The 25,962-nt window shown below is 71.6% G+C and carries 29 protein-coding genes; 14 read left to right on the plus strand and 15 right to left on the minus strand.

Features of this window, described 5'->3' with window-relative positions; all coding sequences use genetic code 11:
* Positions 1-18: 18 nt before the first annotated feature.
* The 4 genes from ACSHXC_RS33345 to ACSHXC_RS33360 all read right to left on the minus strand — a co-directional run bounded on the left by ACSHXC_RS33345 (position 19) and on the right by ACSHXC_RS33360 (position 3,515).
* Entirely contained in the window at positions 19-1,002 is a 984-nt protein-coding gene (locus tag ACSHXC_RS33345) for an N-acetylglucosamine kinase (protein ID WP_438295077.1), read from the minus strand.
* Positions 999-1,676, minus strand: coding sequence for a uracil-DNA glycosylase (locus tag ACSHXC_RS33350; RefSeq protein WP_438295078.1), 678 nt, complete (start codon positions 1,674-1,676; stop codon positions 999-1,001). The genes ACSHXC_RS33345 and ACSHXC_RS33350 overlap by 4 nt, the downstream gene beginning before the upstream one ends.
* Before the next feature lie 52 nt (positions 1,677-1,728).
* Positions 1,729-2,817 (minus strand): WD40/YVTN/BNR-like repeat-containing protein, encoded by a 1,089-nt coding sequence (locus ACSHXC_RS33355; RefSeq protein ID WP_438295079.1) that lies wholly within the window; start codon positions 2,815-2,817, stop codon positions 1,729-1,731.
* A gap of 89 nt (positions 2,818-2,906) precedes the next feature.
* Positions 2,907-3,515: a TetR/AcrR family transcriptional regulator gene (locus tag ACSHXC_RS33360; protein WP_438295080.1), complete on the minus strand. Its 609-nt coding sequence runs from the start codon at positions 3,513-3,515 to the stop codon at positions 2,907-2,909.
* 138 nt (positions 3,516-3,653) lie between these two features.
* Here ACSHXC_RS33360 and ACSHXC_RS33365 point away from each other — a divergent pair, with 138 nt between their 5' ends.
* A complete protein-coding gene (locus ACSHXC_RS33365) occupies positions 3,654-4,478 on the plus strand; it encodes a class II aldolase/adducin family protein (RefSeq protein WP_438295081.1) in 825 nt (274 codons plus the stop codon).
* Positions 4,479-4,625: 147 nt separating this feature from the next.
* Here ACSHXC_RS33365 and ACSHXC_RS33370 read toward each other — a convergent pair whose 3' ends face one another.
* Positions 4,626-5,717, minus strand: a complete 1,092-nt coding sequence (locus ACSHXC_RS33370) for an NADH:flavin oxidoreductase/NADH oxidase (protein WP_438295082.1) — start codon at positions 5,715-5,717, stop codon at positions 4,626-4,628.
* Positions 5,718-5,833: 116 nt separating this feature from the next.
* On the opposite strand from ACSHXC_RS33370, the gene ACSHXC_RS33375 reads away from it, so the two are divergent.
* Positions 5,834-6,187: an ArsR/SmtB family transcription factor gene (locus tag ACSHXC_RS33375; protein WP_438295083.1), complete on the plus strand. Its 354-nt coding sequence runs from the start codon at positions 5,834-5,836 to the stop codon at positions 6,185-6,187.
* A gap of 37 nt (positions 6,188-6,224) precedes the next feature.
* Here ACSHXC_RS33375 and ACSHXC_RS33380 read toward each other — a convergent pair whose 3' ends face one another.
* From ACSHXC_RS33380 to ACSHXC_RS33410, 7 genes are all read right to left on the minus strand, one after another.
* The gene (locus ACSHXC_RS33380) at positions 6,225-7,571 is read right to left on the minus strand and encodes an FAD-dependent oxidoreductase (RefSeq protein WP_438295084.1); all 1,347 of its coding nucleotides are present in this window, start codon (positions 7,569-7,571) and stop codon (positions 6,225-6,227) included.
* Positions 7,572-7,666: 95 nt separating this feature from the next.
* Positions 7,667-8,269, minus strand: coding sequence for a TetR/AcrR family transcriptional regulator (locus ACSHXC_RS33385; RefSeq protein ID WP_438295085.1), 603 nt, complete (start codon positions 8,267-8,269; stop codon positions 7,667-7,669).
* Between the two features lie 177 nt (positions 8,270-8,446).
* Complete coding sequence (locus ACSHXC_RS33390) at positions 8,447-9,151, minus strand: HAD family hydrolase (protein WP_438295086.1); 705 nt, start codon at positions 9,149-9,151, stop codon at positions 8,447-8,449.
* Between the two features lie 19 nt (positions 9,152-9,170).
* Positions 9,171-9,842, minus strand: a complete 672-nt coding sequence (locus ACSHXC_RS33395) for a phosphatase PAP2 family protein (protein ID WP_438295087.1) — start codon at positions 9,840-9,842, stop codon at positions 9,171-9,173.
* A gap of 34 nt (positions 9,843-9,876) precedes the next feature.
* Positions 9,877-10,812 carry a M56 family metallopeptidase gene (locus ACSHXC_RS33400; RefSeq protein ID WP_438295088.1) on the minus strand — a complete coding sequence of 312 codons (936 nt, stop codon included), beginning with the start codon at positions 10,810-10,812 and terminating at the stop codon, positions 9,877-9,879.
* Positions 10,813-10,933: 121 nt separating this feature from the next.
* Positions 10,934-11,497 carry a DUF5134 domain-containing protein gene (locus ACSHXC_RS33405; RefSeq protein ID WP_438295089.1) on the minus strand — a complete coding sequence of 188 codons (564 nt, stop codon included), beginning with the start codon at positions 11,495-11,497 and terminating at the stop codon, positions 10,934-10,936.
* 154 nt (positions 11,498-11,651) lie between these two features.
* On the minus strand, positions 11,652-12,038 hold the full coding sequence (locus ACSHXC_RS33410; protein ID WP_438295090.1) for a VOC family protein: 387 nt from the start codon (positions 12,036-12,038) through the stop codon (positions 11,652-11,654).
* Positions 12,039-12,110: 72 nt separating this feature from the next.
* On the opposite strand from ACSHXC_RS33410, the gene ACSHXC_RS33415 reads away from it, so the two are divergent.
* Positions 12,111-12,659, plus strand: coding sequence for a GNAT family N-acetyltransferase (locus ACSHXC_RS33415; RefSeq protein WP_438295091.1), 549 nt, complete (start codon positions 12,111-12,113; stop codon positions 12,657-12,659).
* Between the two features lie 3 nt (positions 12,660-12,662).
* Here the strand turns inward: ACSHXC_RS33415 and ACSHXC_RS33420 are convergent, their stop codons facing one another.
* Together ACSHXC_RS33420 and ACSHXC_RS33425 are read right to left on the minus strand one after the other, a co-directional pair.
* Positions 12,663-13,346 carry a glycerophosphodiester phosphodiesterase gene (locus ACSHXC_RS33420; RefSeq protein ID WP_438295092.1) on the minus strand — a complete coding sequence of 228 codons (684 nt, stop codon included), beginning with the start codon at positions 13,344-13,346 and terminating at the stop codon, positions 12,663-12,665.
* 71 nt (positions 13,347-13,417) lie between these two features.
* Positions 13,418-13,543, minus strand: a complete 126-nt coding sequence (locus ACSHXC_RS33425; protein WP_438295093.1) for a hypothetical protein — start codon at positions 13,541-13,543, stop codon at positions 13,418-13,420.
* A 364-nt stretch (positions 13,544-13,907) separates the two neighbouring features.
* Here ACSHXC_RS33425 and ACSHXC_RS33430 point away from each other — a divergent pair, with 364 nt between their 5' ends.
* From ACSHXC_RS33430 to ACSHXC_RS33450, 5 genes are all read left to right on the plus strand, one after another.
* Positions 13,908-15,308 (plus strand): DUF6421 family protein, encoded by a 1,401-nt coding sequence (locus ACSHXC_RS33430; RefSeq protein WP_438295094.1) that lies wholly within the window; start codon positions 13,908-13,910, stop codon positions 15,306-15,308.
* Positions 15,309-15,334: 26 nt separating this feature from the next.
* Positions 15,335-16,081 (plus strand): SDR family NAD(P)-dependent oxidoreductase, encoded by a 747-nt coding sequence (locus tag ACSHXC_RS33435; RefSeq protein ID WP_438295095.1) that lies wholly within the window; start codon positions 15,335-15,337, stop codon positions 16,079-16,081.
* The gene (locus ACSHXC_RS33440; protein WP_438295096.1) at positions 16,078-17,139 is read left to right on the plus strand and encodes a threonine aldolase family protein; all 1,062 of its coding nucleotides are present in this window, start codon (positions 16,078-16,080) and stop codon (positions 17,137-17,139) included. The genes ACSHXC_RS33435 and ACSHXC_RS33440 overlap by 4 nt, the downstream gene beginning before the upstream one ends.
* An 80-nt stretch (positions 17,140-17,219) precedes the next feature.
* Positions 17,220-17,819 carry a transglutaminase-like domain-containing protein gene (locus tag ACSHXC_RS33445; RefSeq protein ID WP_438295097.1) on the plus strand — a complete coding sequence of 200 codons (600 nt, stop codon included), beginning with the start codon at positions 17,220-17,222 and terminating at the stop codon, positions 17,817-17,819.
* Positions 17,820-17,832: 13 nt separating this feature from the next.
* Complete coding sequence (locus ACSHXC_RS33450; RefSeq protein ID WP_438295098.1) at positions 17,833-18,537, plus strand: B3/B4 domain-containing protein; 705 nt, start codon at positions 17,833-17,835, stop codon at positions 18,535-18,537.
* Positions 18,538-18,541: 4 nt separating this feature from the next.
* Here ACSHXC_RS33450 and ACSHXC_RS33455 read toward each other — a convergent pair whose 3' ends face one another.
* A complete protein-coding gene (locus ACSHXC_RS33455) occupies positions 18,542-19,273 on the minus strand; it encodes a lysophospholipid acyltransferase family protein (RefSeq protein WP_399488314.1) in 732 nt (243 codons plus the stop codon).
* Between the two features lie 226 nt (positions 19,274-19,499).
* Here ACSHXC_RS33455 and ACSHXC_RS33460 point away from each other — a divergent pair, with 226 nt between their 5' ends.
* The 6 genes from ACSHXC_RS33460 (at position 19,500) to ACSHXC_RS33485 (ending at position 25,899) form a co-directional block, all read left to right on the plus strand.
* On the plus strand, positions 19,500-19,859 hold the full coding sequence (locus ACSHXC_RS33460; RefSeq protein WP_438295099.1) for a TlpA family protein disulfide reductase: 360 nt from the start codon (positions 19,500-19,502) through the stop codon (positions 19,857-19,859).
* Between the two features lie 222 nt (positions 19,860-20,081).
* Positions 20,082-20,591: a flavin reductase family protein gene (locus ACSHXC_RS33465; RefSeq protein WP_438295100.1), complete on the plus strand. Its 510-nt coding sequence runs from the start codon at positions 20,082-20,084 to the stop codon at positions 20,589-20,591.
* Positions 20,592-20,790: 199 nt separating this feature from the next.
* Positions 20,791-21,576 carry an electron transfer flavoprotein subunit beta/FixA family protein gene (locus tag ACSHXC_RS33470; RefSeq protein WP_399488320.1) on the plus strand — a complete coding sequence of 262 codons (786 nt, stop codon included), beginning with the start codon at positions 20,791-20,793 and terminating at the stop codon, positions 21,574-21,576.
* Between the two features lie 103 nt (positions 21,577-21,679).
* A complete protein-coding gene (locus ACSHXC_RS33475) occupies positions 21,680-22,642 on the plus strand; it encodes an electron transfer flavoprotein subunit alpha/FixB family protein (protein WP_438295101.1) in 963 nt (320 codons plus the stop codon).
* 162 nt (positions 22,643-22,804) lie between these two features.
* Positions 22,805-24,103, plus strand: coding sequence for a DUF6986 family protein (locus ACSHXC_RS33480; protein ID WP_438295102.1), 1,299 nt, complete (start codon positions 22,805-22,807; stop codon positions 24,101-24,103).
* Positions 24,104-24,192: 89 nt separating this feature from the next.
* Complete coding sequence (locus tag ACSHXC_RS33485; RefSeq protein ID WP_438295103.1) at positions 24,193-25,899, plus strand: serine/threonine-protein kinase; 1,707 nt, start codon at positions 24,193-24,195, stop codon at positions 25,897-25,899.
* Positions 25,900-25,962: the final 63 nt, after the last annotated feature.

Below are 25,962 nucleotides of genomic sequence, written 5' to 3' on the forward strand. Positions count from 1 at the left end.
ACTCGCACCCACGCGCCGTCACTCGGTCGCAACCCACAACATGCGCGGGTCCCGCGGCAGTCGCAGCTCCCCGCACGCGAGGCCCGCCGCGATGAGCAGTGAGCCGGCGAGCGGATCCCCGGCCGCCTCGACCGTTCTCGCATACGGCAGTTGGCGGTGGAACTCCTCCCTCAGCGGTACGAGAAGGGGCTCGCCCAGTTTGAACAGGCCGCCGGTGAGCGCCACTTGGGGCTCCTCGCCGGTGCCCGCCGGGCAGACCGCGGCGGCCGCCTCGACGATGTGCCGGGCCGCCTCCCGCAGAATGCCCGCGGCCACCGGGTCAGCCCCGGCGCAGCCCGCCACCTCGGGTGCGAACGAGGCGAGCACCGCGGGCCGGTCGCTCCGTGGATACAGCAGCCCCGGCAGCTCGCCGGGCGCACCGAACACCGCCGTGAGGCGGTCGAGCAGCGCCGCCGAACCGCCCCGCCGCCCGTCGTGGGCGCGCAGCGCCGCCTCCAGGCCGGCCCGGCCGATCCAGGCGCCGCTGCCGCAGTCGCCGACCAGATGCCCCCAGCCGTCGGCCCGCCGCCACCCTGTGAGATCCGTGCCGAGCGCGATCATCCCGGTCCCCGCGGCGACCACCGCCCCGGCCCGCCGGCCGAGCGCGCCCGCGTACGCGGTGACCGCGTCGGCGGCCAGGGCGAGCGTGCGCACGCCGAGCGAACGGGCCAGGGCGCCGGGCAGCTCGGCCCGCAGCTCCTCCCCGAGCGTGACCATCCCGGCCGCGCCGATCGCCACCGCCGCGATCCTGCCCGCGCCGGTGCGTACCATCAACTCCTCGACAGCCGGGAGCAGTTGACCGATGAGGTGCCCGGCGTCGATCCCGCCGGGACCGGTCCGTACCGGCTCCCTGGAGGTGATGACCTCGGCCGGGGAGCCCGGCTCGGTGCGGCGCAGCGCGAACCGGACGCCGGATCCCCCCGAGTCGACCCCGAGCACCCAGGGCGCGCCGCCGTCCGTCACGGCAGGCGCCAGTCGATGGGCTGGGCGCCCTGCCGCTGGAGAAGTTCGTTCGTACGGCTGAAGGGCCGCGAGCCGAAGAAGCCGCGGTCCGCCGACATGGGGGAGGGGTGTGCGGACTCGATCGCCGGGAGGTCGCCGAGCAGCGGACGCAGATTGCGGGCGTCCCGGCCCCACAGCACCGACACCAGCGGGGTGCCGCGCGCGACCAGCGCCCGGATGGCCTGTTCGGTGACCTCCTCCCAGCCCTTGCCCCGGTGGGCGGCGGGCTTGCGGGGTGCTGTCGTGAGCGCCCTGTTGAGCAGCAGCACCCCCTGCCGCGTCCAGGGCGTCAGGTCGCCGTTGGACGGCCTCGGCGCGCCCAGGTCGGAGTTCAGCTCGCGGAAGATGTTCTCCAGACTGCCCGGCAGCGGCCGCACTTCGGGTGCCACCGAGAACGACAGGCCCACCGCGTGCCCCGGCGTCGGATAAGGGTCCTGGCCGACGATCAGCACCCGCACCTCGTGGAACGGCTGCTGAAATGCCCGCAGCACATTCGGTCCTGACGGCAGATAAGTCCTCCCTGCCGCGATCTCCTCCCGGAGGAAGTCGCCCATCGCGGCGACCCTTCCGGCCACGGGTTCCAGTGCGTCCGCCCAGCCGGGCTCGACGATCTCTTTCAACGGTCGTGCTGCCACGGCGGTCACTCTACTGGCGCAGCACCCGCCGCACTCCCGCCCCCGTCCAACCTCAATCGATCACCGCCGCCCGTACGCACAGCACGTCCGGCAGGTGCGAGGCGAGCAGGCTCCAGCTGTCGCCGTCGTCGGCGCTCGCGTACACCTCGCCGTTGCGGTTGCCGAAGTACACCCCGGCCGGGTCGGCGTCGTCCGTGCACAGCGCGTCGCGCAGCACCGTGCCGTAGTGGGCGTCCTGCGGCAGGCCCTCCGAGAGCGGCTCCCAGTTCTTGCCCGCGTCCTCGGTGCGGAAGACCCGGCACTTGTTGTCCGCCGGGACCCGGTCGGAGTCGGCCGTGATCGGGAAGACGTAGGCGGTGCCGGAGCGGCGCGGGTGGGTGGCGGCGGCGAAGCCGAAGGTGGAGGGCAGGCCCGCGCCGATGTCCGTCCACTGCTCACCGGCGTTGTCGCTGCGGTAGACGCCCCAGTGGTTCTGCAGATAGAGGCGGTCCGGGTCGGCCGGGTCCTGGGCGATCTTGTGGACGCACTGGCCGAACTCCGGGTTCGGGTCCGGCAGGAACACTGCCGAGACGCCCTTGTTCGCGGGGGCCCAGCTCTCCCCGCCGTCCTGGGTGCGGAACACTCCCGCCGTGGACACGGCGACGGTGAGCGCCCGGGTGTCGCGCGGGTCCGTGACGATGGTGTGCAGTCCCTCGCCCCCGCCGCCCGGCACCCACCGCGAGCGCGTCGGATGCTCCCACAGGGGCCGTACGAGCTCGAAGCTCTCGCCGCCGTCCTCCGAGCGGAACAGCGCGGCCGGCTCCGTCCCCGCGTACACCACACCCGGCGCCTCCGGCCCCGCCGGGCGCAGCTGCCACACCCGCTCCAGCGAAGCACCCGTGAACTCCGGGAATTTCACCGCCGGTTGCTTCGGCTCCGTCCAGGTGTGGCCCAGGTCGTCGGAGTGGAACACCGACGGTCCCCAGTGCGCGCTGTCCCCGCCGACCAGGAGCCGGGGCGACGGCTCGTACCGGGTGTCGACGGCGACGGAGTACACCGCCTGGGCGTTGAAGTGCGGCCCCTCGAAGTCCCAGGTCCCGCCGCGCCTGCGGCCGACGAAGAGCCCCTTGCGCGTACCCACCGTGAGCAATACCTCGGTCATGCCCGTCCCTCCAAAACGCCGTTGTTCCGGATAGTGGCCAGTGTGCACCCGGCCACTGACAACGGCCTCCAAGACGGGAAAGAAGCAGCTCAGACGGGTTCCGTCACCGCTTCCACGAGGCACGGCAGAAATTGCTCGGCAAGGGCGCCCGGCGCCAGGACATCCGGCTCCACGTAACTCTGACCGAGCGCCCCCTCACGCAGCGCGACCACGGCCCGAACGAGTTCCGCCAGATCCCCGCGCGGCCGGAGCCCGGCCCTCGCAAGCAGGGCGCCGAGCAGTGCCGCCGCTTCCTCGCGCAGCCGCGCGTCGTGATCGGCGAGCCGGGCGGCCGCCTCCGGATTGCGGATCGCGTACAGGGTGAACTCGGTGGTCACCAGGAACCAGGTGCGCTCATCCGGCTCGACGTGCGAGAGCAGCGCGGCGATCCGCGTCACCGACAGATCGCGGTCGTCCGTCTCGTCGGCCAGCCTGGTGATCCGCTCCAGCTCGCGCGCCGCGTGCGCGTCGAAGAGGGCGAAGAACAGCTCCTCCTTGGAGGAGAAGTTCGAGTAGAAGGCGCCCCGGGTGTAGCCCGCACGACGGCAGACGTCCTCGATCCTGGCCGCCCCGAAGCCGGACTCGGCGAACACCTCCAGCGCGGCGTCGAGCAGCCGGGCCAGCGTCTGCGGCCGCCGCTTCGTCGTTCCCTTGGGCACTCGTCACTCCCGGACCCTTGACAGCGCGTACGCACTCGGAAAGCATCCGAACGCGTATCGGATACGTGAATGTATCCGATACGGGCTCCCCGGCAACTCCCTTCAGCCCACCCGCAACTCCCTCCAGGAGGAACGCACATGAGTGACGAAGGCGCGGCTCCGGCCTCCGCCGAGGTGATCGTGGGCGCGGCGGGCCCCATGCCCGAAGGGGCCACCATTCCCATGCCGCCCGTCTTCGAGGACGTCGAGGAGGAGCGCTGCTACCGCAAGGAGCAACTCGCAGCCGGATTCCGGCTGTTCGGCCGCTTCGGCTTCTCCGAGGGTGTCGCCGGGCACATCACCGTCCGCGACCCGGAGCACCCCGACCGGTTCTGGGTGAACCCGTTCGGCATGAGCTTCGGCCGGATCAAGGCGTCCGACCTGATCCTCGTCGATCACGAGGGCAACCTCGTGCGCGGCACCCGCCCGGTGAACCGCGCCGCGTTCGTCATCCACGCCGCCGTCCACCAGGCCCGCCCCGACGCGATCGCCGCCGCACACTCGCACTCCCTGCACGGCAAGGCGTTCTCCTCCCTCGGCATCCCGCTCGACCCCATCACCCAGGACGCCTGCGCCTTCTTCGAGGACCACGGCCTCTACAGCGACTACCGGGGCGTCGTCAGCGACGCCGAGGAGGGCAAGCGGATCGCGGCGGCGCTCGGCGCGTACAAGGCGGTGATCCTCCAGAACCACGGGCTGCTCACCGTCGGCCACTCCGTCGCCGAGGCGGTGTGGTGGTTCATCACCATGGAGCGCTCCTGCCAGGCCCAGCTCCTCGCCATGGCCGCCGGCGCCCCCAGGCACATCGACCGCGACACCGCCCTGCACACCCGCGGCCAGCTCGGCGGCCACTTCGCGGGCTGGTTCCAGGCCCAGCCGCTCTACGAGCAGATCGCAGACTCCGAACCGGATCACGTCAACTAGCCCGCTGTCCAGGGGATTTAGGGCCGGACGCGGACACGCCGCGGGGTGCCTGTCGCATCGCGTTCCACGGCGACAGCGCGACGAAGGGTCCGTTCACCGGAGTGAGTGAGACCTTTCAAATCCCTTGAAATATAGGGCAGTCGAGTGTCAGACCGAGCGCTGGTACTGGTCCGGCACGTGCATATAGCCGCCCAGTTCGCGGGCCGCCTGGCGGGCCCAGGACGGGTTGCGCAGGAGCTCGCGGCCCAGCAGGATCGCGTCCGCCTCGCCGTTCGCGAGGATCTTCTCGGCCTGCTGAGGCTCGGTGATCAGGCCGACGGCCGCGACCGCGAGCGGGCTCTCGTTGTGCACGCGCTCGGCGAACGGCACCTGGTAGCCGGGCCCGGTCGGGATGCGTACGCCCGAGGCGTTGCCGCCGGTCGACACGTCCAGGAGGTCCACGCCGTGCTCCCTCAGCAGCGTGGCCAGGCGCACGGTCTCGTCGGCGCTCCAGCCGCCCTCCTCCAGCCAGTCGGTGGCGGAGATGCGGAAGAAGAGCGGCAGCTCCTCGGGCCACACCGCCCGTACGGCGTCGGTGACTTCGAGGGCGAAGCGGGTGCGGTTCTCGAACGAGCCGCCGTACCCGTCGGTGCGCTTGTTGGAGTGCGGGGAGAGGAACTGGCCGATCAGGTAGCCGTGCGCACCGTGGATCTCCACGACCTTGAACCCGGCGTCGAGGGCCCGGCGGGCCGCGTCGGCGAACTGGCCGACGACGTCATGGATTTGACCGGCCGTCAGCTCGGTGGGAACGGCGTGGCGCTCGTCCCAGGCCACCGGGCTCGGGCCGACGGGCTGCCAGCCCTCCTCGCTGTCCGGGCTCAGCGGCGCGCCGCCCAGCCAGGGGCGGTCCGTGGAGGCCTTGCGGCCGGCGTGCCCGATCTGGATGCCGGGGACGGTGCCCTGGCTCTCCAGGAAGGCGGTGATCCGGCGCAGCGCCTCGACCTGGATGTCGTTCCAGATGCCGAGGTCCGCGGGCGAGATCCGGCCCTCGGGGCTGACGGCCGTGGCCTCGACCAGGATCAAGCCGGTGCCGCCGGCGGCGCGGGCCGCGTAGTGGGCGAAGTGCCAGTCGTGGGCCACGCCCGCGTTCGGCCCGAAGACCTCGGCCGAGTACTGGCACATGGGCGCCATCCAGACCCGGTTCGGGACGGTCACGGACCGCAGGGTGTAGGGCTCGAAGAGGGCACTCGCAGCAGACACGGCAGACTCCAGTCGACATGGCCCGGGGTGCCGGTGAGGCGCCGGGAACGCTTCGTACGATAGCTCTCGTAGTACGTGATATGTCAAACTATGATGAGTCTCGTACAATGGCGTCCGTGACCACCCCGACGAACACCCGTGAACTCGCCCACCCGGCGCGCGACGAGATCCGTCTGGAGTGCGTCCTGCACGCGCTGTCCGACCCGATGCGGATGCGGGTGGTCCGGGTACTCGCCGCGACCGGGGACGAGCTCTCCTGCTCGCACTTCGTGCTGCCCGTCACCAAGTCGACGACCACCCACCACTTCCGCGTACTGCGCGAGGCCGGCGTGATCGAGCAGGTCTACCGGGGCACCGCCAAGATGAACGGCCTGCGCCGCGCCGACCTCGACGCCCTCTTCCCCGGCCTGCTCGACAGCATCCTGGACGCGGCGGGACGCGAGGCCGAGCGGCTCGGCGACGCCGCCTGAGCAGCCCCGGAGGCGTCTTCTCCGTTCCGGCGCGGTCTCAGCCCCTGCCCAGCGCCGCCGTCAGCAGCCCGTCCCAGTCGGGGATCTTCACCGAGCGGCGCCCGAGCGACTCGCCGAGCTCGGCCTCGGCCCGTTCGATCGCCAGCCAGCCCTGCCAGGTCACCGGGCGAAGGCCCAACTCCCGCAGCGCATCGAGGGGTTCGGCCGCCACCGGGCGCTCGGCGAGGCGCGGGGCGTCCTGGAGGAGCGAGGCCACCGTCTCCTTCGCGCACGGGCGGTTGGTGCCGATCACGCCTGTCGGGCCGCGCTTGATCCAGCCCGCCACGTACTCGCCCGGCGACGTAGTCCCCTCGCGCAGCACCCGGCCCGCCGCGTGCGGCACCGTCCCCGTCGCCGGGTCGAACGGCAGCCCCTGCGGCGGCACCCCGCGGTAGCCGACTGCCCGCAGCACCAGCTGCGCCTCGATGTCCTCGTACGTGCCGGTGCCGAGCACCCCGCCCGAGCCGTCCGGCGCCGTCCGCTCGAAGCGCACCGCGCCCACCCTGCCGTCCCGCTCCAGAAGCTCCACGGGCCGCAGATAGAACCGCAGATGAAGGTGGCGGACTCCGGGTCGCTGCCCGGACCCGACCCAGCCGCGCAGCACCTCCACATTGCGCCGGACCGCCCCCGGCAGCGCGGACGGATCGACGAATTCCGGGTCCCGGGCCAGCTCGGATGCGTCCACCGTCACATCCGCGCCCGGCAGCGCGCCGAGCTCCCGCAGCTCCTTGGTGGTGAAGCGGGCCTGCGAGGGGCCGCGCCGGGCCGCCATGTGGACCTCGCGCACCCGGCTGACGGCGAGCGCGCCGAGCGCGGACTGCGGCACATCGGTCGGCCGCAGCTCGTCCGCGCCGCGCGCCAGCATGCGCGCGACGTCCACCGCCACATTGCCCGCGCCGATCACCACGGCCGAACGGGCGCCCAGGACAAAGGCGCCCGGGTCGCTGTCGGGGTGCGCGCTGTACCAGGACACGAACTCGGTCGCGGAGAAACTGCCCGGCAGGTCCTCGCCCGGAATCCCCAGGTGCCGGTCGGACTTGGCGCCGACGCAGTACACCACCGCGTGGTAGAGCCGCAGCAGCAGCTCCGGCGGGACGCCGCCCGGACCCACCTCGACATGCCCCAGAAAACGGATCCGACTGTCCTCCAGGACCGTACGGAGATTGTTCTGCAGCGACTTGATCTTCTCGTGGTCCGGGGCGACCCCGTAGCGGACCAGGCCGTACGGGCACGGCAGCCGGTCCAGGACGTCCACATGGACCTCCCCGGCCGCGCTCTGCTCCACCAGGCTCTGGGCGGTGTAGACCCCGCTCGGCCCGGATCCGACGACGGCGATGCGCAGCATGGCGGGTGCTCCTTGGGAGAAAGAACCGCAGAAGACCGCAGAGGACCTTCAGGATGGCACCGCCGTGCGCATGGCGGATAGACATCCGCCGCCGGTCAGGGGGTCTGTCCGGGCGGCACCCCCAGCTCCCAGTCGAGCCCGTACCGCTGGAACAGCTCGGCCCGCAGCGTGACCGCGTCCATCGGGGCGCCCGGCATCAGCGCGGCGAAGACGGCGCCCATCAGGTTGGCGCGCAGCAGCGGGTAGTCGGAGTCCACGTCCCTTGAGCCGTACCGCCCGACGGTGTCCCGCAGGAGGGCCGCCAGGCGCTGTTGTTCGGGGCACTGCACGAAGCCCGTGGCCTGCAGGATCCCCGCCATGTGCGCCCGCATGAGGACCGGCTGCGTATGGGTGAGCCCGAGGATCGCGTCGATGGCGCGGGCAAGCCGCTCACGCCCGTCGGCGCTCTGCGGCTCGCGCTCCAGGCCCGCCTCAAGCGTCAGATGCATGAGGCGGTGCACCGCCGACTGGACCAGCTGGCGCTTGCCCGGGAAGTAGTACGACACCAGGCCGCGGGCCGAACCGGCCCGGTCCGCGATGTCGCCGAGGGTCGTCGACTCATAGCCACGTTCCGCCACCAGCTCCACAGTGGCTTGCAGCAGCCGCTCGCGAGAACGTCTGCGCAATTCTTCATTGACCGATGCGCTGCGCGGGGACATGCTGTAACTCCTGCGTTGACTGGCTTGGAGCCAATATACTCAGGCTGTCGCGAGGAGGTACCCCTTCACCGGGGCCTGACCTGCGGCGTCGGCTGCTCGTTCGGGGTGACGCGGGGGATCACCCCGAACGGGTGGCCCCCTTGCCCCGGGCCCTTTCCCGTCACTCCTGCCGGCTACTCAGCGGCCTTCCCCGGCGAGCGCGAGCACCGGGAGCAGCGCCTCCGGGCGCTCGTCCACCGGCAGATGGTCGACGAAGTGCACCGCGCAGCCGAGCGCCGCGGCGCCGCCGTCAGCCCGCCGGTCGTCGCCCACCATCAGGACCTCGCCCGGCTCCTGCCCGAGCGCCTCGCAGGCCGCCCTGAACAGCCGCTCGTCCGGCTTCTGCACCTCGTGCTCGAAGGACAGGACGTACGCGTCCACGAAGTCGTCCAGGCCGTGCGCGCGGAAGACCGGCCGCAGATCCCACCCGATGTTGCTGACCACGCCGATCTTGATGCCGCGCTGCCGCAGCCCGCCGAGGACCTGCTTCGTATCGGGGTACGGGCGCCAGGCGTCCGGGGTCTTGTGGCGGTCGTAGAGCAGGTCGTACAGGCGCGGATCGGGCAGCTCCACCTGCCGCGCGAGACCGGTGTACGTCTCCCGGTGGAGTTCGACGCTCCGGTCGCGTACGGCCCACAGGTCGGCCAGATGGTCGGGCAGCCGCAGCGGGTTGGCGCCGCCGGGCAGCGCGCCGGCCTCCTCCAACTCCCTTGCGCAGCGGGCGAATTCGGCGTCCGGCAGAGTCGTGCCGGAGGCGTCGAGGACAGCGGAGAGCCAGTCGTGGACCGGCTCGACGCGGAAGAGGGTGCCGGAGAAATCGAAGAGAACGCCCTTGATCGTCATGCCCGCGATCCTCGCGTGCTCATCCCCGCCGGTTCAAGGCCCACCGCTGGTGGGCCGCCGCGCTCAGCGTGACGATCGCCACTCCCGTCAGCCAGCCGCCCGCCACGTCCGAGAACCAGTGCACCCCCAGGAACAGCCGGGTGAACCCCACGCCGAGTGCCGAGACCGCTCCGATCACCAGCACGGCCGTACGGGTCCGGCGCCCGGCGCCGTGCAGCGCGAGCAGCCACCCGAGCAGTCCGAAGGCGACCGTCACGCTCAGCGCGTGGCCGGAGGGGAACGCGGCATACCCGGCGGAGTCCACCGGGTCGGGCCACCGCGGCCGGTCCCGGTCCACGGCCGCCTTCAGCCCCTGCTGCACGGCCGTACCGAGGCCGCTCGTCGCCGCGACCCACACCGGAAGCAGCCGCTCGCCGCGCCACAGCAGGACCCCGACAACCACCGCGAGCAGGGCCCGCATGGTCCAGGGGTCCCACACCCAGTCGCTCAGGACCCGGTTGACGTGAGTGAGCCCCGGGTCGGCCACGGCCCGGCGGTGCAGCCCGTCGGCGACCGCCCGGTCCAGTGCCATCAGCGGGCCCCACTCGGCCACCACCAGAACCAGCAGGACTCCGGCGAGCAGGGCACAGACGAGGCCGGCGCGGAGCGGCGTGGCCGGGCGCGGGCGGGCCTCGGCGGGAGCGAGCGGCATGCGGAAGATCCAAGCCGATCCGGCCCGGCTATGGCTAGCCCAAGGCGTGCAGGCCCGGTACGAGGGCCACGACGAGCGGCACCGCCGGTACGAGTGCGGCGTACGCGGTCAGCCGCAGGCGGTGGCTCGCGGGGAGCCTCGGGGCCGCCGACAGGAGCCGGTGCACGCGCTGGGGGAGCTGGCCGTCCGGGGCGGGGCAGGGGCCGAACACCCCGCGGTGCTCGTTGAGTTCGACCAGCGCGAGCGCGATCGTGAGGCGGCCGAAGCGGCGGGACGCCACGTCGTCGGCGGCCAGTTCCACCAGGCGGTGCATCTCGTCGCGGAACGCGGCGAACACCGGCACCTGCGGGAACCCCCGGGCGAGCGCTCCCGAACAGTGCAGCAGCCAGTCGTGCCGGGCCCGCGCGTGCCCGAGCTCATGGGCGAGCACCGCATCGAGCTGACGGCCCTTCAGGCGCTGAAGTGCCGCGGTGGTGATGACCAGTTGGGGCATCTGGCCCGGCAGCCACCAGGCGTCCGGCCGGGCCGCCTCCAGGACCACCAGACGCTCGCCCGTGGGCTCCTCGCCGGGCAGCAGCGGCGAGCGGAGCCGCAGCTCCGCCCGGCGACGGCGACGGCGCGCCCAGCTGTCCCTGACCTCCCGGGTGAGCATCGCGCCGGTCCAGGCGCCGCCGAGGAAGAGCACCACCGCGAGCGCCGCCGACCAGGGACCGTACGGTCCGAGCGCGTACGCCTCGACGACGGCGCGGGGCGCGGACGCGAAGACCTGGCCGCGCACGGTCTGCCAGGCGGACGCGGCACTGAAGACCATCGCGAGCCCGAAGCAGAGCAGGACCGCCGCCACCACGCACTGCCACACCCACAGCGCCACCACGGGCTCGCGCTCGGCCCAGTCGGCGCGGGCGAGAAGTCGCGGAGCGGCGACGGCGGACACCAGGCCGAGCAGCAGCAGCGCGAGGGAGACCGTCATGGTCTCAGCCTATGAGCGGGGCCGCCGTCATAGGTATGGCCGCGGGCGCCAAGTGACGCACGCCACGATGGGGCCGTCTTCCGGGGAGCCTCGACGCCGCGACGTCGCCCTGGCCGGCGCCTCAGACCGTCACCAGCATCGCGAACATGGCGATGCCCATCGACAGGCGGCAGGCCAGCGCCAGTTCGGGCCGCGCGCTCCAGGAGACGGCCGCCACGGGCCTGCCCCCGCCGGCCGTGGGCAGCAGCCGCACCCCCGTCGACAGGACATAGCCCGCGAAGTACAGCAGCAGCGCCCCGGTCAGCAGCGGAACCCCGCCCGCCGCATGCCCCTCGTGCCCGGCGTGCGCCCCGCCCCCGGGGCCCGGCGTCATCGCGAGCGCCATGTAGACCATCGCCAGCGAGCCCACCGCATGGTGCAGATGGTGTGCCCCGCCCCGCGCCAGCCACAGCGCCCGCAGCGCGGCGCCGCCGAAGATCACCGCGTACCCCGTCAGCACCCACGGCGGCGGCGACAGGAACGCGGCCGGCACGGCCATCGCGGCCATCCCGAACCCCATCACCGCCTCGCCGCCCGCCGCCTTGCGGGCAAATGCGGAGCCGCTGCGCATCCGCAGCAGACAGTACGAGCCCGTCGCCGCGCACAGCGCGACGAGCAGCCAGCCGGGCAGCACCGGACCGTGCACGGCGTACCTCCCCGCTCGATGGATCGCCCTGCCGACAGGTCGATGCCCGGCCGCGGGGCCGCATACGCGGGCGCAGGGACACACAAGGGGAGCGCGCGGGAGATCTTCGCCGGTCAGGACCGGTCGGAAGAGGCTCGCAGGATCCAGCGGGGCGTCAGGGGCGGAAGCGCAGCGGGTGGTCGGCCGGGACCTCCACGACCGCGATGCGGACCCCGTCCGGGTCCTCGATCCACATCTCGATCAGTCCCCACGGCTCGCGCACCGGAGGCCGCACGACCGTCACCCCGCGCCCCGCGAGTTCCTCGTGCGCCTGCGCCGCATCCGCCACCTGGAGCCACAGCTGGAGGCCCGGCGCCGGCGGGTGCTCGGCGCGGCCGGACACCTCCAGGAAGCCGCCGCCCAGGAAGTACACCGTGCCGCGCTCCGGCCCCGTACCGAACTCGCGGTAGACGGCGAGCCCCAGCTGCTCGCCGTAGAAGGCACGGGAACGCTCGGGGTCGGTGGGGCGCAGAAGGGTCCGGCTGCTCAGTACGTGCACCATGACTGGGACCCTAGTGGCCGGGTTACGCTCGGGAGGCCGCCGCAGCGCAATCGACGAGCAGGGAGACGCACGATGGACACCGCAAGGCGTGTCGCCGGAGAGCTGAGCTACCGGGATGCCACCGAAGCCGACGTCGAGGCGCTGGTGCCGCTCATCGAGTCGGCCTACCGCGGCGACTCCAGCCGGGCCGGCTGGACCACCGAGGCCGACATCCTGCAGGGCCAGCGCACCGACCCCGAAGGCGTCCGCGCGGTCATCACGAGTCCCGGCAGCAAGCTGCTCACCGTGGAGCGGGACGGGGTGCTGATCGCCTGCTGCCAGCTCGAACACCGCGGTGACGTCGCCTACTTCGGTATGTTCGCGGTCTCTCCCGCGCTCCAGGGCGCGGGCCTCGGCAAGCAGATCATCGCCGAGGCGGAGCGCACCGTCCGCGCCGAGTGGGGCGCGAGCGAGATGCACATGACCGTGATCTCGGTACGGGAGGAGCTCATCGCCTTCTACGAGCGGCGCGGCTACCGCCGTACGGGAAGGATGACGCCCTTCCCGTACGGCGACGAGCGCTTCGGCGTGCCGCAGCGCGACGACCTCGAATTCGAGCTGCTCGTCAAGAAGTTGGGCTGAGCGCTACGCGGTGAAGCGGCCGGTGCGGCGGATCTCCGGGTAGTCGGTCGTCGCGCCGTCCAGCTGAAGCGCACGTACGAGGCGCAGATGGTCCTGGGTGTTGACGGTCCAGCCGATCACCTTGAGCCCGGCCGCATGGGCCTGCTCGACCGTCTCCAGGGTGAGCCGGTGGATGCTCAGCACCAGGGTCTTCGCGCCGACGGCCCGGGCTCGGTCGATGAGGTCGGGGCCCCAGCTGTCGTCGACGAGCCCGGTACGCACCCCGGGCACGAGGGAGGCGATCTCGGCGAGCGCCTCGTCGTGGAACGACAGGACCTCCACCCGGCTCACCAGATCGCGCCGCTGGATCACCTCGGCGAGCGCGCGGGCCGCGGCGACGTCCTTGATCTCTGCCTGGACCGGGGTCTTCACCGCGTCGAGCACTTCCTCGAACACGGGGATGCGTTCGCCCTGGCCCGCGTCCAGCTCCCGCAGCTCGGCCAGGGTCATCTCGGCGATGGGGCCCTTTCCGTCCGTGGTGCGGTCGACCTCGGCGTCGTGCATGACGACGAGGGCGCCGTCCTTGCTGAGGTGCAGATCGAGTTCGATGACGTCCATGCCCGCGCGTTCTGCGTGGACGAAGGAACGCAGGGTGTTCTCCGGCTCGACACCCATGACCCCGCGATGACCGATGGTGAGGAACGTCAAGACAGGCCTCGCTTCCGTCGACGGCGGTATTGGCGCGTGCGGCAGTCCCGTGCGCACGCGGCAGCCGCAGCCTAACGGCCCGCCACCGCAACGGACCCCGCCTCGCGCGGGGCATCGGCGTCCTGCGACCGGGTTGACGCGATCCCGAGGATGAGGCCGGTGATGACGGCTGCGACAAGCACTGCGCGGGTACTCACGGGGGCGGCTCCGGGGTGAGGGTGACGGGCGGAAGGTTTCCGTCCTACCTGTGCGCACCCCGCGCGGGCCAACCCGTGTCACCCGCCCGTGGGCGATTCCTCCCGCCCTTGACGCGACTCCCGCCGGCGTCTCGTCCGGGGCCGGGCCGGCCGTCGTGACTGTCCGGTTCTCCACCCTGCGGCGGTGCCGGCCGGGTCGCGATCACGGCAGCACCGCAGCCATAGCCGTGCCATTGCGTTAACACGGGAAGAAGAGCGGTGTGACAGGGGGATGGCAGGATAATTTATTGGGATACCTCTTGAGCGGGGGAAGCGAACGCGGATACGGTGTCTTAACGCGAGGTTCTCCTGTGGAGGAAGTGACATGACGGAAATTCTTGTGCAGGACCCGGCCGTGGGGGGCGCAGTATCCGACCGGCGGGTGGTCGACCACCCCGCATGGACCGCGCTCAAGAATGCCGTCGAGGAGATCCGGCCCTGGCAGTCCAAGGACGGCTCCATCGACTTCGACGCCGAGGGCGCCCCGCTCCGCGCCGTCGTCGAGGCCACCCTCGACCAGGTCATAGCCGCGGTCGAGCAGCTCTCCCCGTTCCTGCCGCACGACGAGGCCTACCACCGCGCCCTCGTCGCCGACCTGCGCAAGTGGGCCGACAGCGCCTTCGACGTGCCGGACTTCCTGGACTCGCTGCTGCAGTTCCACCCGGCCGCCGACCGCGCCGACGGACTGCAGCGCCTGGTCGTCTTCCCCATGTACACGCAGAACGGCAACCCCGACCGCAATCTCGAAGCGGTCGTGCTGCGCATGGTGTGGCCCGATTGGCTCGCCGAGCTGGAAGCCGCGCGCTACGACAACCCGCTGTTCTGCGGCATCACCTTCGAGGACTTCACCTCGGGCTACGACACCCACTCGGCGGTCCTCTTCCCCGAGACCATCGCCGTGCGCGAGGCCCCCGAGCGCTTCACCTGGGGCGGCATCTTCTGTGACCGCGAGGCGGCCCGCTTCCGTGCCGTGACCGAGGCCTCCGTGCGCATCCTCGGGCTCGAACTCCCCGAGGACATCCGGGAGATGGTGGCCGACCAGGAGCGCTGCGAGCAGGCCTTCGTGCTCTGGGACATGGTCCACGACCGCACCCACAGCCATGGCGACCTGCCGTTCGACCCCTTCATGATCAAGCAGCGCCAGCCGTTCTGGATGTACGGCCTCGAAGAGCTGCGCTGCGACCTCACCGCCTTCAAGGAGGCAGTGAAGCTGGATGCCGAGGGCAACCGGCACGGTCGCGATGTCCAGTACGCCGTGCTCTTCGACCGGATGTTCCGCTTCCCGGTCTCCGGCGACCGCGTCCGCAACTACGACGGGCTCGGCGGCCAGCTCCTCTTCGCCTACCTGCACAAGCACGACGTGGTGCGCTGGACCGACAACAAGCTGCACATCGACTGGGACCGCGCCCCGCAGGTCACCAACCAGCTGTGCGCCGAGATCGAGAAGCTCTACCGCGACGGCATCGACCGGCCGAAGCTGGTGCACTGGTTCGCCGCGTACGAGCTGGTCTCCACCTACCTCGCCCCGCACCCGGGATCGCGCTGGGCCAAGGGTCCCGACGCCCTGGATCTGTCCCAGCCGCCGCGCAAGCTCGTCGACGACGTGCTTCCGGACGAGTTTCCGCTCAGCATGTTCTATGAGGCGCTCTCCAAGAAGCTGAAGGACGTGATCGCCTCCACCAAGGGGATCACCGCCGCTTCCGCCTCGACCGGGGCTGCCGCGTGAGCTCTCGTACGGAAGGGGCGAGGAAAATGAACAACGGACCTCTCAACGGTGCAGTCGTCGCCGTGGCCGGAGCCGCGGGCCCGGCCGGCCGGGCCGCGCTGCTGCGGCTCGCCGAGGCGGGCGCGGTCGTCGTCGGCTCCGACCAGGACGCGGCGCGCCTGGCCGAAGCAGTGGACGCGGCGCGGTACGCCCACGGCGGGGCCACCGTCACCGGGGACACCGTCGACCTCCTCGACCTCCAGGCCACCCGGGACTGGGCCGACCGCATCCAGAAGGACTTCGGGCGGATCGACGGCATGGTCCACCTCGTCGGCGGCTGGCGCGGCAGCACCTCCTTCCCGGAGACCGACCTGGCCGACTGGGACTTCCTGGAGAAGCTCCTCATCAAGACCGTCCAGCACACCTCGCTGGCTTTCCACGACGCGCTGCTGCGCAGCGACCGGGGCCGTTTCGTCCTGGTCAGCCAGTCCGGTGCGCACAAGCCCACCGCGAACAACGCCGCGTACAACGCGGGCAAGGCCGCCGCCGAAGCCTGGACGCTGGCGCTCGGCGATGCCTTCCGCAAGGCAGGGGGCGAGGACGGGCCGAGCGCCGCTGCTGCGATCCTGGTGATCAAGGCACTGGTGCACGACGCGATGCGCGCCGAGCGACCCAATGCGAAGTTCGCGGGCTTCACCGACGTCAAGGAACTGGCCGACGCCATCGCCGGAGTCTGGGACCGGCCCGCCCAGGAAGTGAACGGACAGCGCCTGTGGCTGACCCCCAAGCCGTGAGGACCGACGCGCGACAGCACCACGACCCGGCGGTGCGCGGCTTCGCCAGCGACAACTACGCCGGCGCGCACCCCGAGGTCCTCGCGGCCCTCGCGCTCGCCAACGGCGGTCACCAGATCGCGTACGGCGAGGACGACTACACCGACCACCTCCAGCGCGTCATGCACAGCCACTTCGGCGCGGGCGCCGAGGCCTTCCCGGTCTTCAACGGGACCGGGGCCAACGTCACCGCGCTCCAGGCGCTGACCGACCGCTGGGGCGCGGTGGTGTGCGCCGAGACCGCCCACATCAACGTCGACGAGGGCGGCGCTCCCGAGCGCATGGCCGGGCTCAAGCTGCTCACCGTGGCGACGCCCGACGGCAAGCTGACGCCCGAGCTCATCGACCGGCAGGCCTGGGGCTGGGAGGACGAGCACCGGGCGATGCCGCAGGTCGTCTCGATCACCCAGAACACCGAGCTGGGCACGGTCTACACGCCCGACGAGATCAGGGCGATCTGCGAGCACGCCCACGAGCGCGGCATGAAGGTCCACCTCGACGGGGCCCGCATATCCAACGCGGCCGCCTCGCTGAACGTGCCCATGCGTACGTTCACCAACGCGGTCGGGGTCGACGTCCTGTCGTTCGGCGGTACCAAGAACGGGATGCTGTTCGGCGAGGCGATCGTCGTCCTCACCCCGGACGCCGTCCAGCAGATGAAGCACATCCGCAAGATGTCCATGCAGCTGGCCTCCAAGATGCGCTTCGTCTCGGTGCAGTTGGAGGCGCTGCTCGCCAAGGACCTGTGGCTGCGCAACGCCCGGCACGCCAACGCGATGGCTCAGCGCCTCGCGGAGGGCGTGCGCCAGGTCCACGGCGTGGAGATCCTCCACGAGGTGCAGGCCAACGCCGTCTTCGCGCGTCTGCCGCACGACGTGAGCGAGCGCCTCCAGAAGCGCTACCGCTTCTACTTCTGGGACGAGAACGCCGGCGACGTCCGCTGGATGTGCTCCTTCGACACCACCGAGGACGATGTCGACGGCTTCCTGGCGGCGCTGAAGGAAGAGATGGCCCGCTAACCGACACACATCTGAGTACCTATGCGGTCGGCCGTAAAGTCATTGACTTACGGCCGGCCGCATTCGTACGCTCGCGCGTCATGGAACTCATCCAGCGCAATCCTCAACTCGCCGCCTACCTCGTTGCGGATGACGTCGTCGACCATCGGCACCCCTTGGTCCGTGAGACGGCCGCCCGGCTCGCATCCGGTACCACCGATGCATACTCATACGCCAAAGCCGCCTATGAGTTCGTCCGGGACGAGATCCCGCACTCCCAGGACTCCGGCGACCTGCGGGTGACCTGGCGGGCCTCCGACGTCCTGGCGGAGCGCACCGGCATCTGCTGCGCCAAGTCGCACGCCCTGGCCGCACTGCTGCGCGCCGAAGCGATCCCGGCCGCCCTCTGCTACCAGCGGCTCGCCGACGACGACGGCTCCAACCCCTTCGTGCACGGCCTGGTCGCCGTCCGGCTGCCCGGCCGGAAGACGTGGGCGCGGATCGACGCGCGCGGCAACAAGCCGGGGGTCGACGCCCAGTTCTCGCTCGACGAGGAACGCCTCGCGTGGAAGGCCCGGCCGGAGTTTAATGAAGTGGACTATCCAGTGCTTTACGATGTACCCCATGCGGCGGTCATCAAGGCGCTCAAAGCCGCGCCCGACCGGCCGTCGCTGTGGCCGATCTATCCGACCGAACTGTGAGGCACCACCGATCATGACGCTCGAACTCACCGTGTCCGACGATGTCGCGGCCATCGCGCCCGGCTTCACCCACGTCGCCGTCGAGGCGTCCGGACTCGTCAACGCGCCCAGCGACGAGGCGAGTTCGGCGCTGCTCGACGACGCCGCGCGCCGGCTCGCCGAGCGCCTTGCGGGCCGGGCCCCGCACGAGGACCCGCACATGGCGGCCTGGCGCGCCGCCTACACCGCCTTCGGCTCCAAGCCGAACCGCACCCGCAACTCGGCCGAGGCGCTCGCCAAGCGGGCCCTGGCCGACGGTGGCCTTCCGCGCATCAACCGGCTCGTCGACGTGTACAACGCGATCAGCGTCGCCCACCTCGTCCCGGTCGGCGGCGAGGACACCGATCACATCAAGGGGTCGATGCGTCTGGTGCGGGCCACCGGCGAGGAGCCGTTCCACACGGTCGCGGGCGGCGAGGCGGCCGTCGAGCACCCGGACGCGGGCGAAGTGGTGTGGCGCGACGACGAGGGCGTCACCTGCCGCCGCTGGAACTGGCGTCAGGGGCTGCGGACCAGGCTCACCGAGGAGTCGGTGAACGCGCTCTTCCTGCTTGAGGGCATGGCGCCGCACTGCGACCTGGTCCCGGCCGGCGCCGAACTGGCCGAACTCCTGGAGAAGTTCAGCCCCGGGGCGCGGATCACCGTCCACCCCCCGGTCGCCGTATCCGGACAGAAGTGACGATTCAGCCCGCGGCCTCGGCGGCCTTCACCTGCTCGGGCGTCGGCGCCGTACCGCCCAGGTGCGCCGGCACCCACCAGGTGTCGCTCGCGTCCTTCGGGCGTACCGGATAGGCACGCTGGGCGGCTTCGAGCAGCTCCTGGCAGCGCTCGCGCAGCCGCCGCGTGATGGCGCCCGCGAACTGGTCGGCGGGCGCCTCCACGGGCTCGCCGACACGGATCGTGACGGGGATGTGGCTGCGCTTGAAGTTGCGCGGCCGCCCCTTGGTCCACACCCGCTGGGTGCCCCACAGTGCCATCGGGATCAGCGGAACCCCGGCCTCCTGGGCGAGCCGTGCCGCACCCGACTTGAAGCTCTTCAGCGTGAAGGACTGCGAGATCGTCGCCTCCGGGAACACACCGATCACCTCACCGGAACGCAGCGAAGCCAGGGCGTGCTGGTAGGCGTCCTCGCCCTGCTTGCGGTCCACCGGGATGTGCTTCATGCCGCGCATCAGCGGCCCGGAGATCTTGTGCCGGAACACCGACTCCTTGGCCATGAAGCGCACGAGCCGCTTCTGCGGCAGCGCCGCGAGCCCCGTGAAGATGAAGTCGAGATAGCTGATGTGATTGCTGACGAGCACCGCCCCGCCCGTGCGCGGGATGTTCTCCGAACCCTGGGTGTCGATCTTCAGGTCGAGCGCCTTGAACATCGTGCGTGCGGCGCCGATGACCGGCCGATAGACGAGTTCTGCCATCTGAGGGGAGACCCTTCGTGTGCCCGGGGAGGGTGCTCCCGGAGAAATAAGTTACGCAGCCGTAGGTTTTAGGCTTTGGGCAGATGGTGCCCGATGCGCGCCGAGCTGGCCAGTCCTGGCGCTGTGCGCAGGGGAGATTCTCGTCACGTCTTCGCAGGTCGGGGCCCGGGGAATCATTGCGGACCGATACGCGCTGCAACCGTACGACAGGGCAGGTAGTGGTGGCGTGAAGACGTGGGCGGGGGCGGTTGTGGGAGGCGGAGTGGTGGACGACGGCGGGCGCAGGCTCGGCGAGGCCGAGCTGGGGCACGGGCTCGGGCGGCGGGCGACGCTGGTGCAGTTCTCCAGCGCCTTCTGCCAGCCCTGCCGGGCGACCCGGCGCACTCTGGCCGAGGTGGCCGCGATGGTGGACGGTGTGGCGCACGTGGAGATCGACGCCGAGGAGCGGCTCGCTCTCGTACGGGACCTGGAGATCGCGCGCACCCCGACCGTGCTCGTGCTCGACGCGGCGGGCCGCATCGTGCGCCGGGCGGCCGGACAGCCGCGCCGCGCCGACGTCATCGCGGCGCTCGGGCAGGCGGTGTGAGGTGCACGGCTTCCTTCCTGCCCAGGCCCGCAGTGAGGGATCTCCCATATCCCGGCAGGCACTTGACTGCGACCGCGCCGAATCGTCAGTCTGACGATGTGCCGACAGACCTCCTTCTCTACGGACGCGCCCATGTGGACCTCGCCCGCAACGCGAGTGCGCGCTGTCCGGGCTGCTGAACATCCGCAGCCCTCGTCGCACCCACTGCAGAAGGACAATTCCATGACGGCCTCGCCCGAGCTCGGTACCGCTCAGACCGCCTCTCCCGAACTGTTCAAGTCGGTCTTCCGCCAGCACGCCGCGGGCGTCGCGGTGATCACCGCCCAGCGTGGCGGCCGGCCCGTCGGCTTCACCGCCACCTCGCTCAACTCCGTTGCCGCGGAGCCCCCGTTGATCTCGTTCGGGATCGGCACCGGGTCCTCCAGCTGGCCCGTCGTCGCCGAGGCGGACCACATCGGCGTGCACATACTCGGCGAGCATCAGCAGGACCTGGCGGCCACCTTCGCCCGCAGCGGCGCCGACCGGTTCGGCCCGGCCACCGACTGGCGCACCGGCCCCGAGGGCGTGCCCGTCCTCGACGGCGTCCTTGCCTGGCTGGTGTGCAAGGTGGTGGCCCGCATTCCGGCCGGGGACCACCGCATCGTGCTCGGCCAGGCGGTCGCCGGCGACCCCGCGGGCGGCGGCCGCCCGCTGCTCTACCACCAGGGCCGCTTCAACGCGCTGCGCGACTGAAAGTTCCTCACCGGTTCGATTACTCAGCGTTGGCAAGGTCACAGTTCAAAGCGCTTGCTTACTGGGAACAAGCTGGGTGTACTGGCGAGTAATATTTCGTTCGGAGCGCCGGTCGCCCCGACCGGAAACCGCCCCATCAGGCGCCTATGCTGCGTGCAACAAGGCAGCCCAGAAATGACGATGCAGTAGGAGAGCCGGCGTGAGCTTGAGGATCGTTGTCTGTGTGAAGTACGTGCCCGACGCCACCGGCGACCGGCACTTCGCCGATGACCTGACCGTCGACCGCGACGACGTCGACGGCCTCCTTTCGGAGCTCGACGAGTACGCGGTCGAGCAGGCACTGCAGATCGCCGACGAGGCGGACGACGCGGAGATCACCGTGCTGACCGTCGGCCCCGAGGACGCCAAGGACGCGCTGCGCAAGGCGCTTTCGATGGGCGCCGACAAGGCCGTCCACGTCGAGGACGACGACCTGCACGGCACCGATGTGATCGGCACCTCGCTGGTCCTCGCCAAGGCCGTCGAGAAGACCGGCTACGACCTGGTCATCTGCGGCATGGCGTCGACCGACGGCACCATGGGTGTCCTGCCGGCGCTGCTCGCGGAGCGCCTCGGCGTCCCGCAGGTCACGCTGCTCTCCGAGGTCTCCGTCGAGGACGGCACGGTCAAGGGCCGTCGCGACGGCGACACCGCTTCCGAGCAGCTCGAAGCGTCGCTGCCGGCCGTCGTGTCGGTGACGGACCAGTCGGGCGAGGCCCGCTACCCGTCCTTCAAGGGCATCATGGCCGCCAAGAAGAAGCCGGTGGAGTCCCTGGACCTGGGTGACCTGGACATCGACGCCGACGAGGTCGGCCTCGAAGGCTCCTGGACCGCGGTCGACTCCGCGGCCGAGCGTCCGGCCCGCACGGCCGGCACGATCGTCAAGGACGAGGGTGAGGGCGGCAAGCAGCTCGCCGCCTTCCTTGCGGAGCAGAAGTTCATCTAAGTGCCCCGCCGGTCCGGGAACTTTCCGGGCCGCACCGCGCTTAAGGCTCGCCGAGCCCTCAACTGCCCGTCTTTTCTTCGCACTTGCAGGAGATTGAAGTCCCATGGCTGAAGTTCTGGTCTACGTCGACCACGTGGACGGTGCCGTCCGCAAGCCCACCCTCGAACTGCTGACGCTGGCCCGCCGCATCGGCGAGCCCGTCGCCGTCGCCCTCGGCGCGGGCGCCGGGAACACCGCCGCCGCGCTCGCCGAGCACGGCGCGGTCAAGGTCCTCACCGCGGATGCCCCCGAGTTCGCCGAGTACCTCGTCGTACCGAAGGTGGACGCCCTCCAGGCCGCGTACGACGCCGTTTCCCCGGCCGCCGTGCTCGTCCCGTCCTCCGCCGAGGGCAAGGAGATCGCGGCCCGCCTCGCGGTCCGCATCGGCTCCGGCATCATCACCGACGCCGTCGACCTGGAGGCCGGTGACGAGGGTCCGGTGGCCACGCAGTCCGCGTTCGCCGCCTCCTTCACCACCAAGTCCCGCGTCTCCAAGGGCACCCCGGTCATCACGGTCAAGCCGAACTCGGCCGCCGTGGAGGCCGCCCCGGCCGCGGGCGCCGTCGAGGCCCTGTCGGTCACCTTCTCCGCGCTGGCCACCGGCACCAAGGTCACCTCGCGCACCCCGCGCGAGTCGACCGGCCGCCCCGAGCTGACCGAGGCCGCGATCGTGGTCTCCGGCGGCCGCGGCGTCAACGGCGCCGAGAACTTCGGGATCATCGAGGCCCTCGCCGACTCGCTCGGCGCGGCCGTCGGCGCCTCGCGCGCCGCGGTGGACGCGGGCTGGTACCCGCACTCCAACCAGGTCGGCCAGACCGGCAAGTCCGTCTCGCCGCAGCTCTACATCGCCAACGGCATCTCCGGCGCCATCCAGCACCGGGCCGGCATGCAGACCTCGAAGACCATCGTGGCCGTCAACAAGGACGCCGAGGCCCCGATCTTCGACCTGGTCGACTACGGCGTGGTCGGCGACCTGTTCCAGGTCGTCCCGCAGCTGACCGAAGAGGTCAACTCCCGCAAGGGCTGACCTGCGGGTTCTTCCGGTCCCGGGGCCGCGTGGTGATCTTCACCGCGCGGCCCCGGGCCGTTTCGGACAACCATTGACGCAGGAGAGGCTGCCTATTAACTTCGCTATACGGATTGTTGATTCCGTGAAGCGGAAAAGTTTCGACCGTGTGGAGGGTGCAGGATGGGTCAGCAGGAGCAGGTGGCAACGAGCCTCGCCGGCGTCGTCAGCGAGGAGATCAGTGCCTCCCTCGTGGCGGTGGACGAGGAGCTCGCCCGCCGTTACCCGGGCGACCCCGGCACCCGCCAGCCCGTGCACACCGTCTACGTACCCGGTGACGTCTTCGACGCGGGCACCATCCGCGCTTGGGGCGACCAGGCGCTGGCCGCCCTCGACGAGCACGCCCCCGACGCCGCGTCCTTCGCCAAGGTGCTCGGCATCGCCGACGAGCTCGCGGCCCCGGTGTACGACCGGGTGCGCGCCAAGCTGACCCGCGAGCCCATCGAAGACCTCCGCGTCGACTTCGAGGACGGCTACGGCCCGCGCCCCGACGCCGAGGAGGACGCCGACGCCGCGCGCGCCGCCCGCCTCATCGCCGAGGCTTTCCGGAACGGCACCGCGGCCCCGTACATGGGCATCCGCATGAAGTGCATGGAAGCCGCAGTGCGCGACCGCGGCATCCGCACCACCGACGTCTTCCTCACCACCCTCATGCAGCACGGCGGCCTGCCCGACGGCCTCGTACTCACCCTGCCGAAGGTGACCTACCCCGAGCAGGTCACCGCCTTCGTACGGCTGCTCAGCGCCTTCGAGAAGGCGCACGGCCTGCCCGAGGGCCGGCTCGGCTTCGAGATCCAGATCGAGACCAGCCAGTCCATCCTGGCCGCCGACGGCACCGCCGCCGTGGCCAAGATGATCGACGCCGCCCAGGGCCGCGCCACCGGACTGCACTACGGCACGTTCGACTACAGCGCCTGCGTCGGCGTCTCCGCCGCCTACCAGGCCAGCGACCACCCCGCCGCCGACCACGCCAAGGCCGTCATGCAGGTCGCCGCCGCGGGCACCGGCGTACGCGTCTCGGACGGCTCGACCAATGTGCTGCCCGTCGGCTCGACCGAGCACGTCCACGAGGCCTGGCGCCTGCACTACGGCCTCACCCGCCGCGCCCTGGCCCGCGCCTACTACCAGGGCTGGGACATGCACCCCGGCCACATGCCGACCCGTTACGCGGCCGTGTACGCCTTCTACCGCGAGGGCCTGGAGCAGGCCGCCGGACGCCTCGCCGCGTACGTCGCCAAGACCGAGGGCGACGTCATGGACGAGCCGGCCACCGCCAAGGCGCTCAGCGGCTACCTGCTGCGCGGCCTGGACTGCGGCGCCCTCGACAACGCCGAGGTGGCCCGCCTGACCGGCCTGACCCGCGCCGACCTCGACGCGTTCGCCTCGCCCCGCCGCGGCACCCTCACCGTCACCGCCCCGTAGCCCGACCGGGACCGGACGGGCCCTGGAACTGTCACCGCTGCCCCGTACTCTGTACGCGACCACAATCGCCACAGAGGGACGGGGCAGCGGTGTCTACGGGGGAGAGCCAACTACTGGCGGGCCGGTACCGGGTCGTCGAGCGGCTCGGCCGCGGCGGCATGGGCGTCGTGTGGCGTGCCCACGACGAGGTGCTCGCCCGCGAGGTCGCCGTCAAGGAACTGCGTACGTTCAGCGACGCCTCCGCGCCCGAACTGGGCGATCTGTGCCTGCGCATGCAGCGCGAGGCGCGAGCGGCGGCGCGGGTGCGCCACCCCTCGGTCGTCGCCGTCCACGACGTCACCGAGCACGAGGGCCGCCCCGTCATCGTCATGGAGCTGGTCGACGGCCCCTCGCTCGACGACGTCCTGGGCGAACGCGGAGTCCTGGAGCCCGCCGAGGCCGCCGCCATCGGCGCCCAGGTCCTCGAAGCTCTGGCCGCGGCCCACCGGGCGGGTGTGCTGCACCGCGACGTGAAGCCCGGCAACGTGCTGCTCGACGCCTCGGGCCGGGTGGTCCTCACCGACTTCGGCATCGCCGCCATGGACGACCCGGGCGACGGCTCCCGAACTCCCCTGACTCGCAGCGGCGAACTGGTCGGCTCCCTGGACTACCTGGCGCCCGAGCGGGCCCAGGGCCAGGAGCCCGGCCCCGCGTCCGACGTCTGGGCGCTCGGTGCAACGCTGTACGCCGCCGTCGAGGGCGCGGCCCCCTTCCGCCGCACCTCCACCTGGTCGACCCTGAACGCGATCGTGGTCGAGCCGCTGCCCGAGGCCCGCCGAGCCGGGCCGCTCGGGCCGGTGCTGCAGCGCCTCATGGACAAGGACCCGGCGCGGCGGCCCGACGCCCGGACCGCGGCCCGGCTGCTCGCGGAGGTCGCGGCTGCCGCGGGCTCGGGGGAGACCGGGCCGACTGCGGTGCATACCTCCCAGCCGGCTGCCTCGCCGCCGCGCTCGGCGACCGTACGTGACGTGCTGCCGCACCGGCCGGAGGGATTCGGGCCGGTCACGCCCGTGCCGGAGCAGCCCCAGGGGTTCGGGCCAGTCGTCACCCGCGTTCCGGAACCCGCCCCGGAGCCGCGGCCCTCCGTCGGGCGGAGCCGGGGCAAGGTCCTGGTCGCGGCCGGGGCGGCCGCCGTGCTGCTCGTCGGCGGCGGGGTCGCGTACGCGCTCCTCGATCACGGGGACGCGACCGGCGGTCAGCAGGCCGTGGGGGCGGCGAACAGCGCGACGCCGGGAACGGGCACGGCGGACGACCGGCTCGGCTCCGCGGGCCTGAACACATCCAGTCCCTCCGCGGGAGCCACGCCCAACTCACCCTCGTCCGCGCCGAGTTCGAGCCCGAAGCCGTCCGCCAAGGGCGACGCCGGGAAGAGCGGCGACGCGAAGGGCGACGCGAGCAAGGCGCCCGACCCGAAGAAGCCCACCCCGAGCGCCCCCGGCACGGGCAGCACCTCGGGCGGCGCCGCGCCCCCGGCAGGCAGCTGTCAGCCGATCACCGGCGGCAAGTTCAACTGCCAGGTGTGGCGCACCGCGAAGTCCATCCGGCCCGACGGCGGCGCGGCGGGCGTGCTCAACGCGGGCACCAACTACTTCTACTGCCAGACGAACCTGGGCCGGCGCGAGACGTACGGGAAGTGGACCAACACCTGGTGGGCCAGGACCGACGACGACAGCGGTAACACCAATGTCTACGTCAGCGTCGTCTACCTCAAGGGCGGCGACAACGACCAGCCGGTGCCGGGCCTGAAGACCTGCTGAACCGACCCGGCCGGGGCCGGGCTTCAAGACCTGCCGACGCTCAGCGGGATGTGCCGGTCCGCC

The organism is Streptomyces sp. HUAS TT7 (assembly GCF_051550175.1).
Lineage (GTDB): Bacteria > Actinomycetota > Actinomycetes > Streptomycetales > Streptomycetaceae > Streptomyces.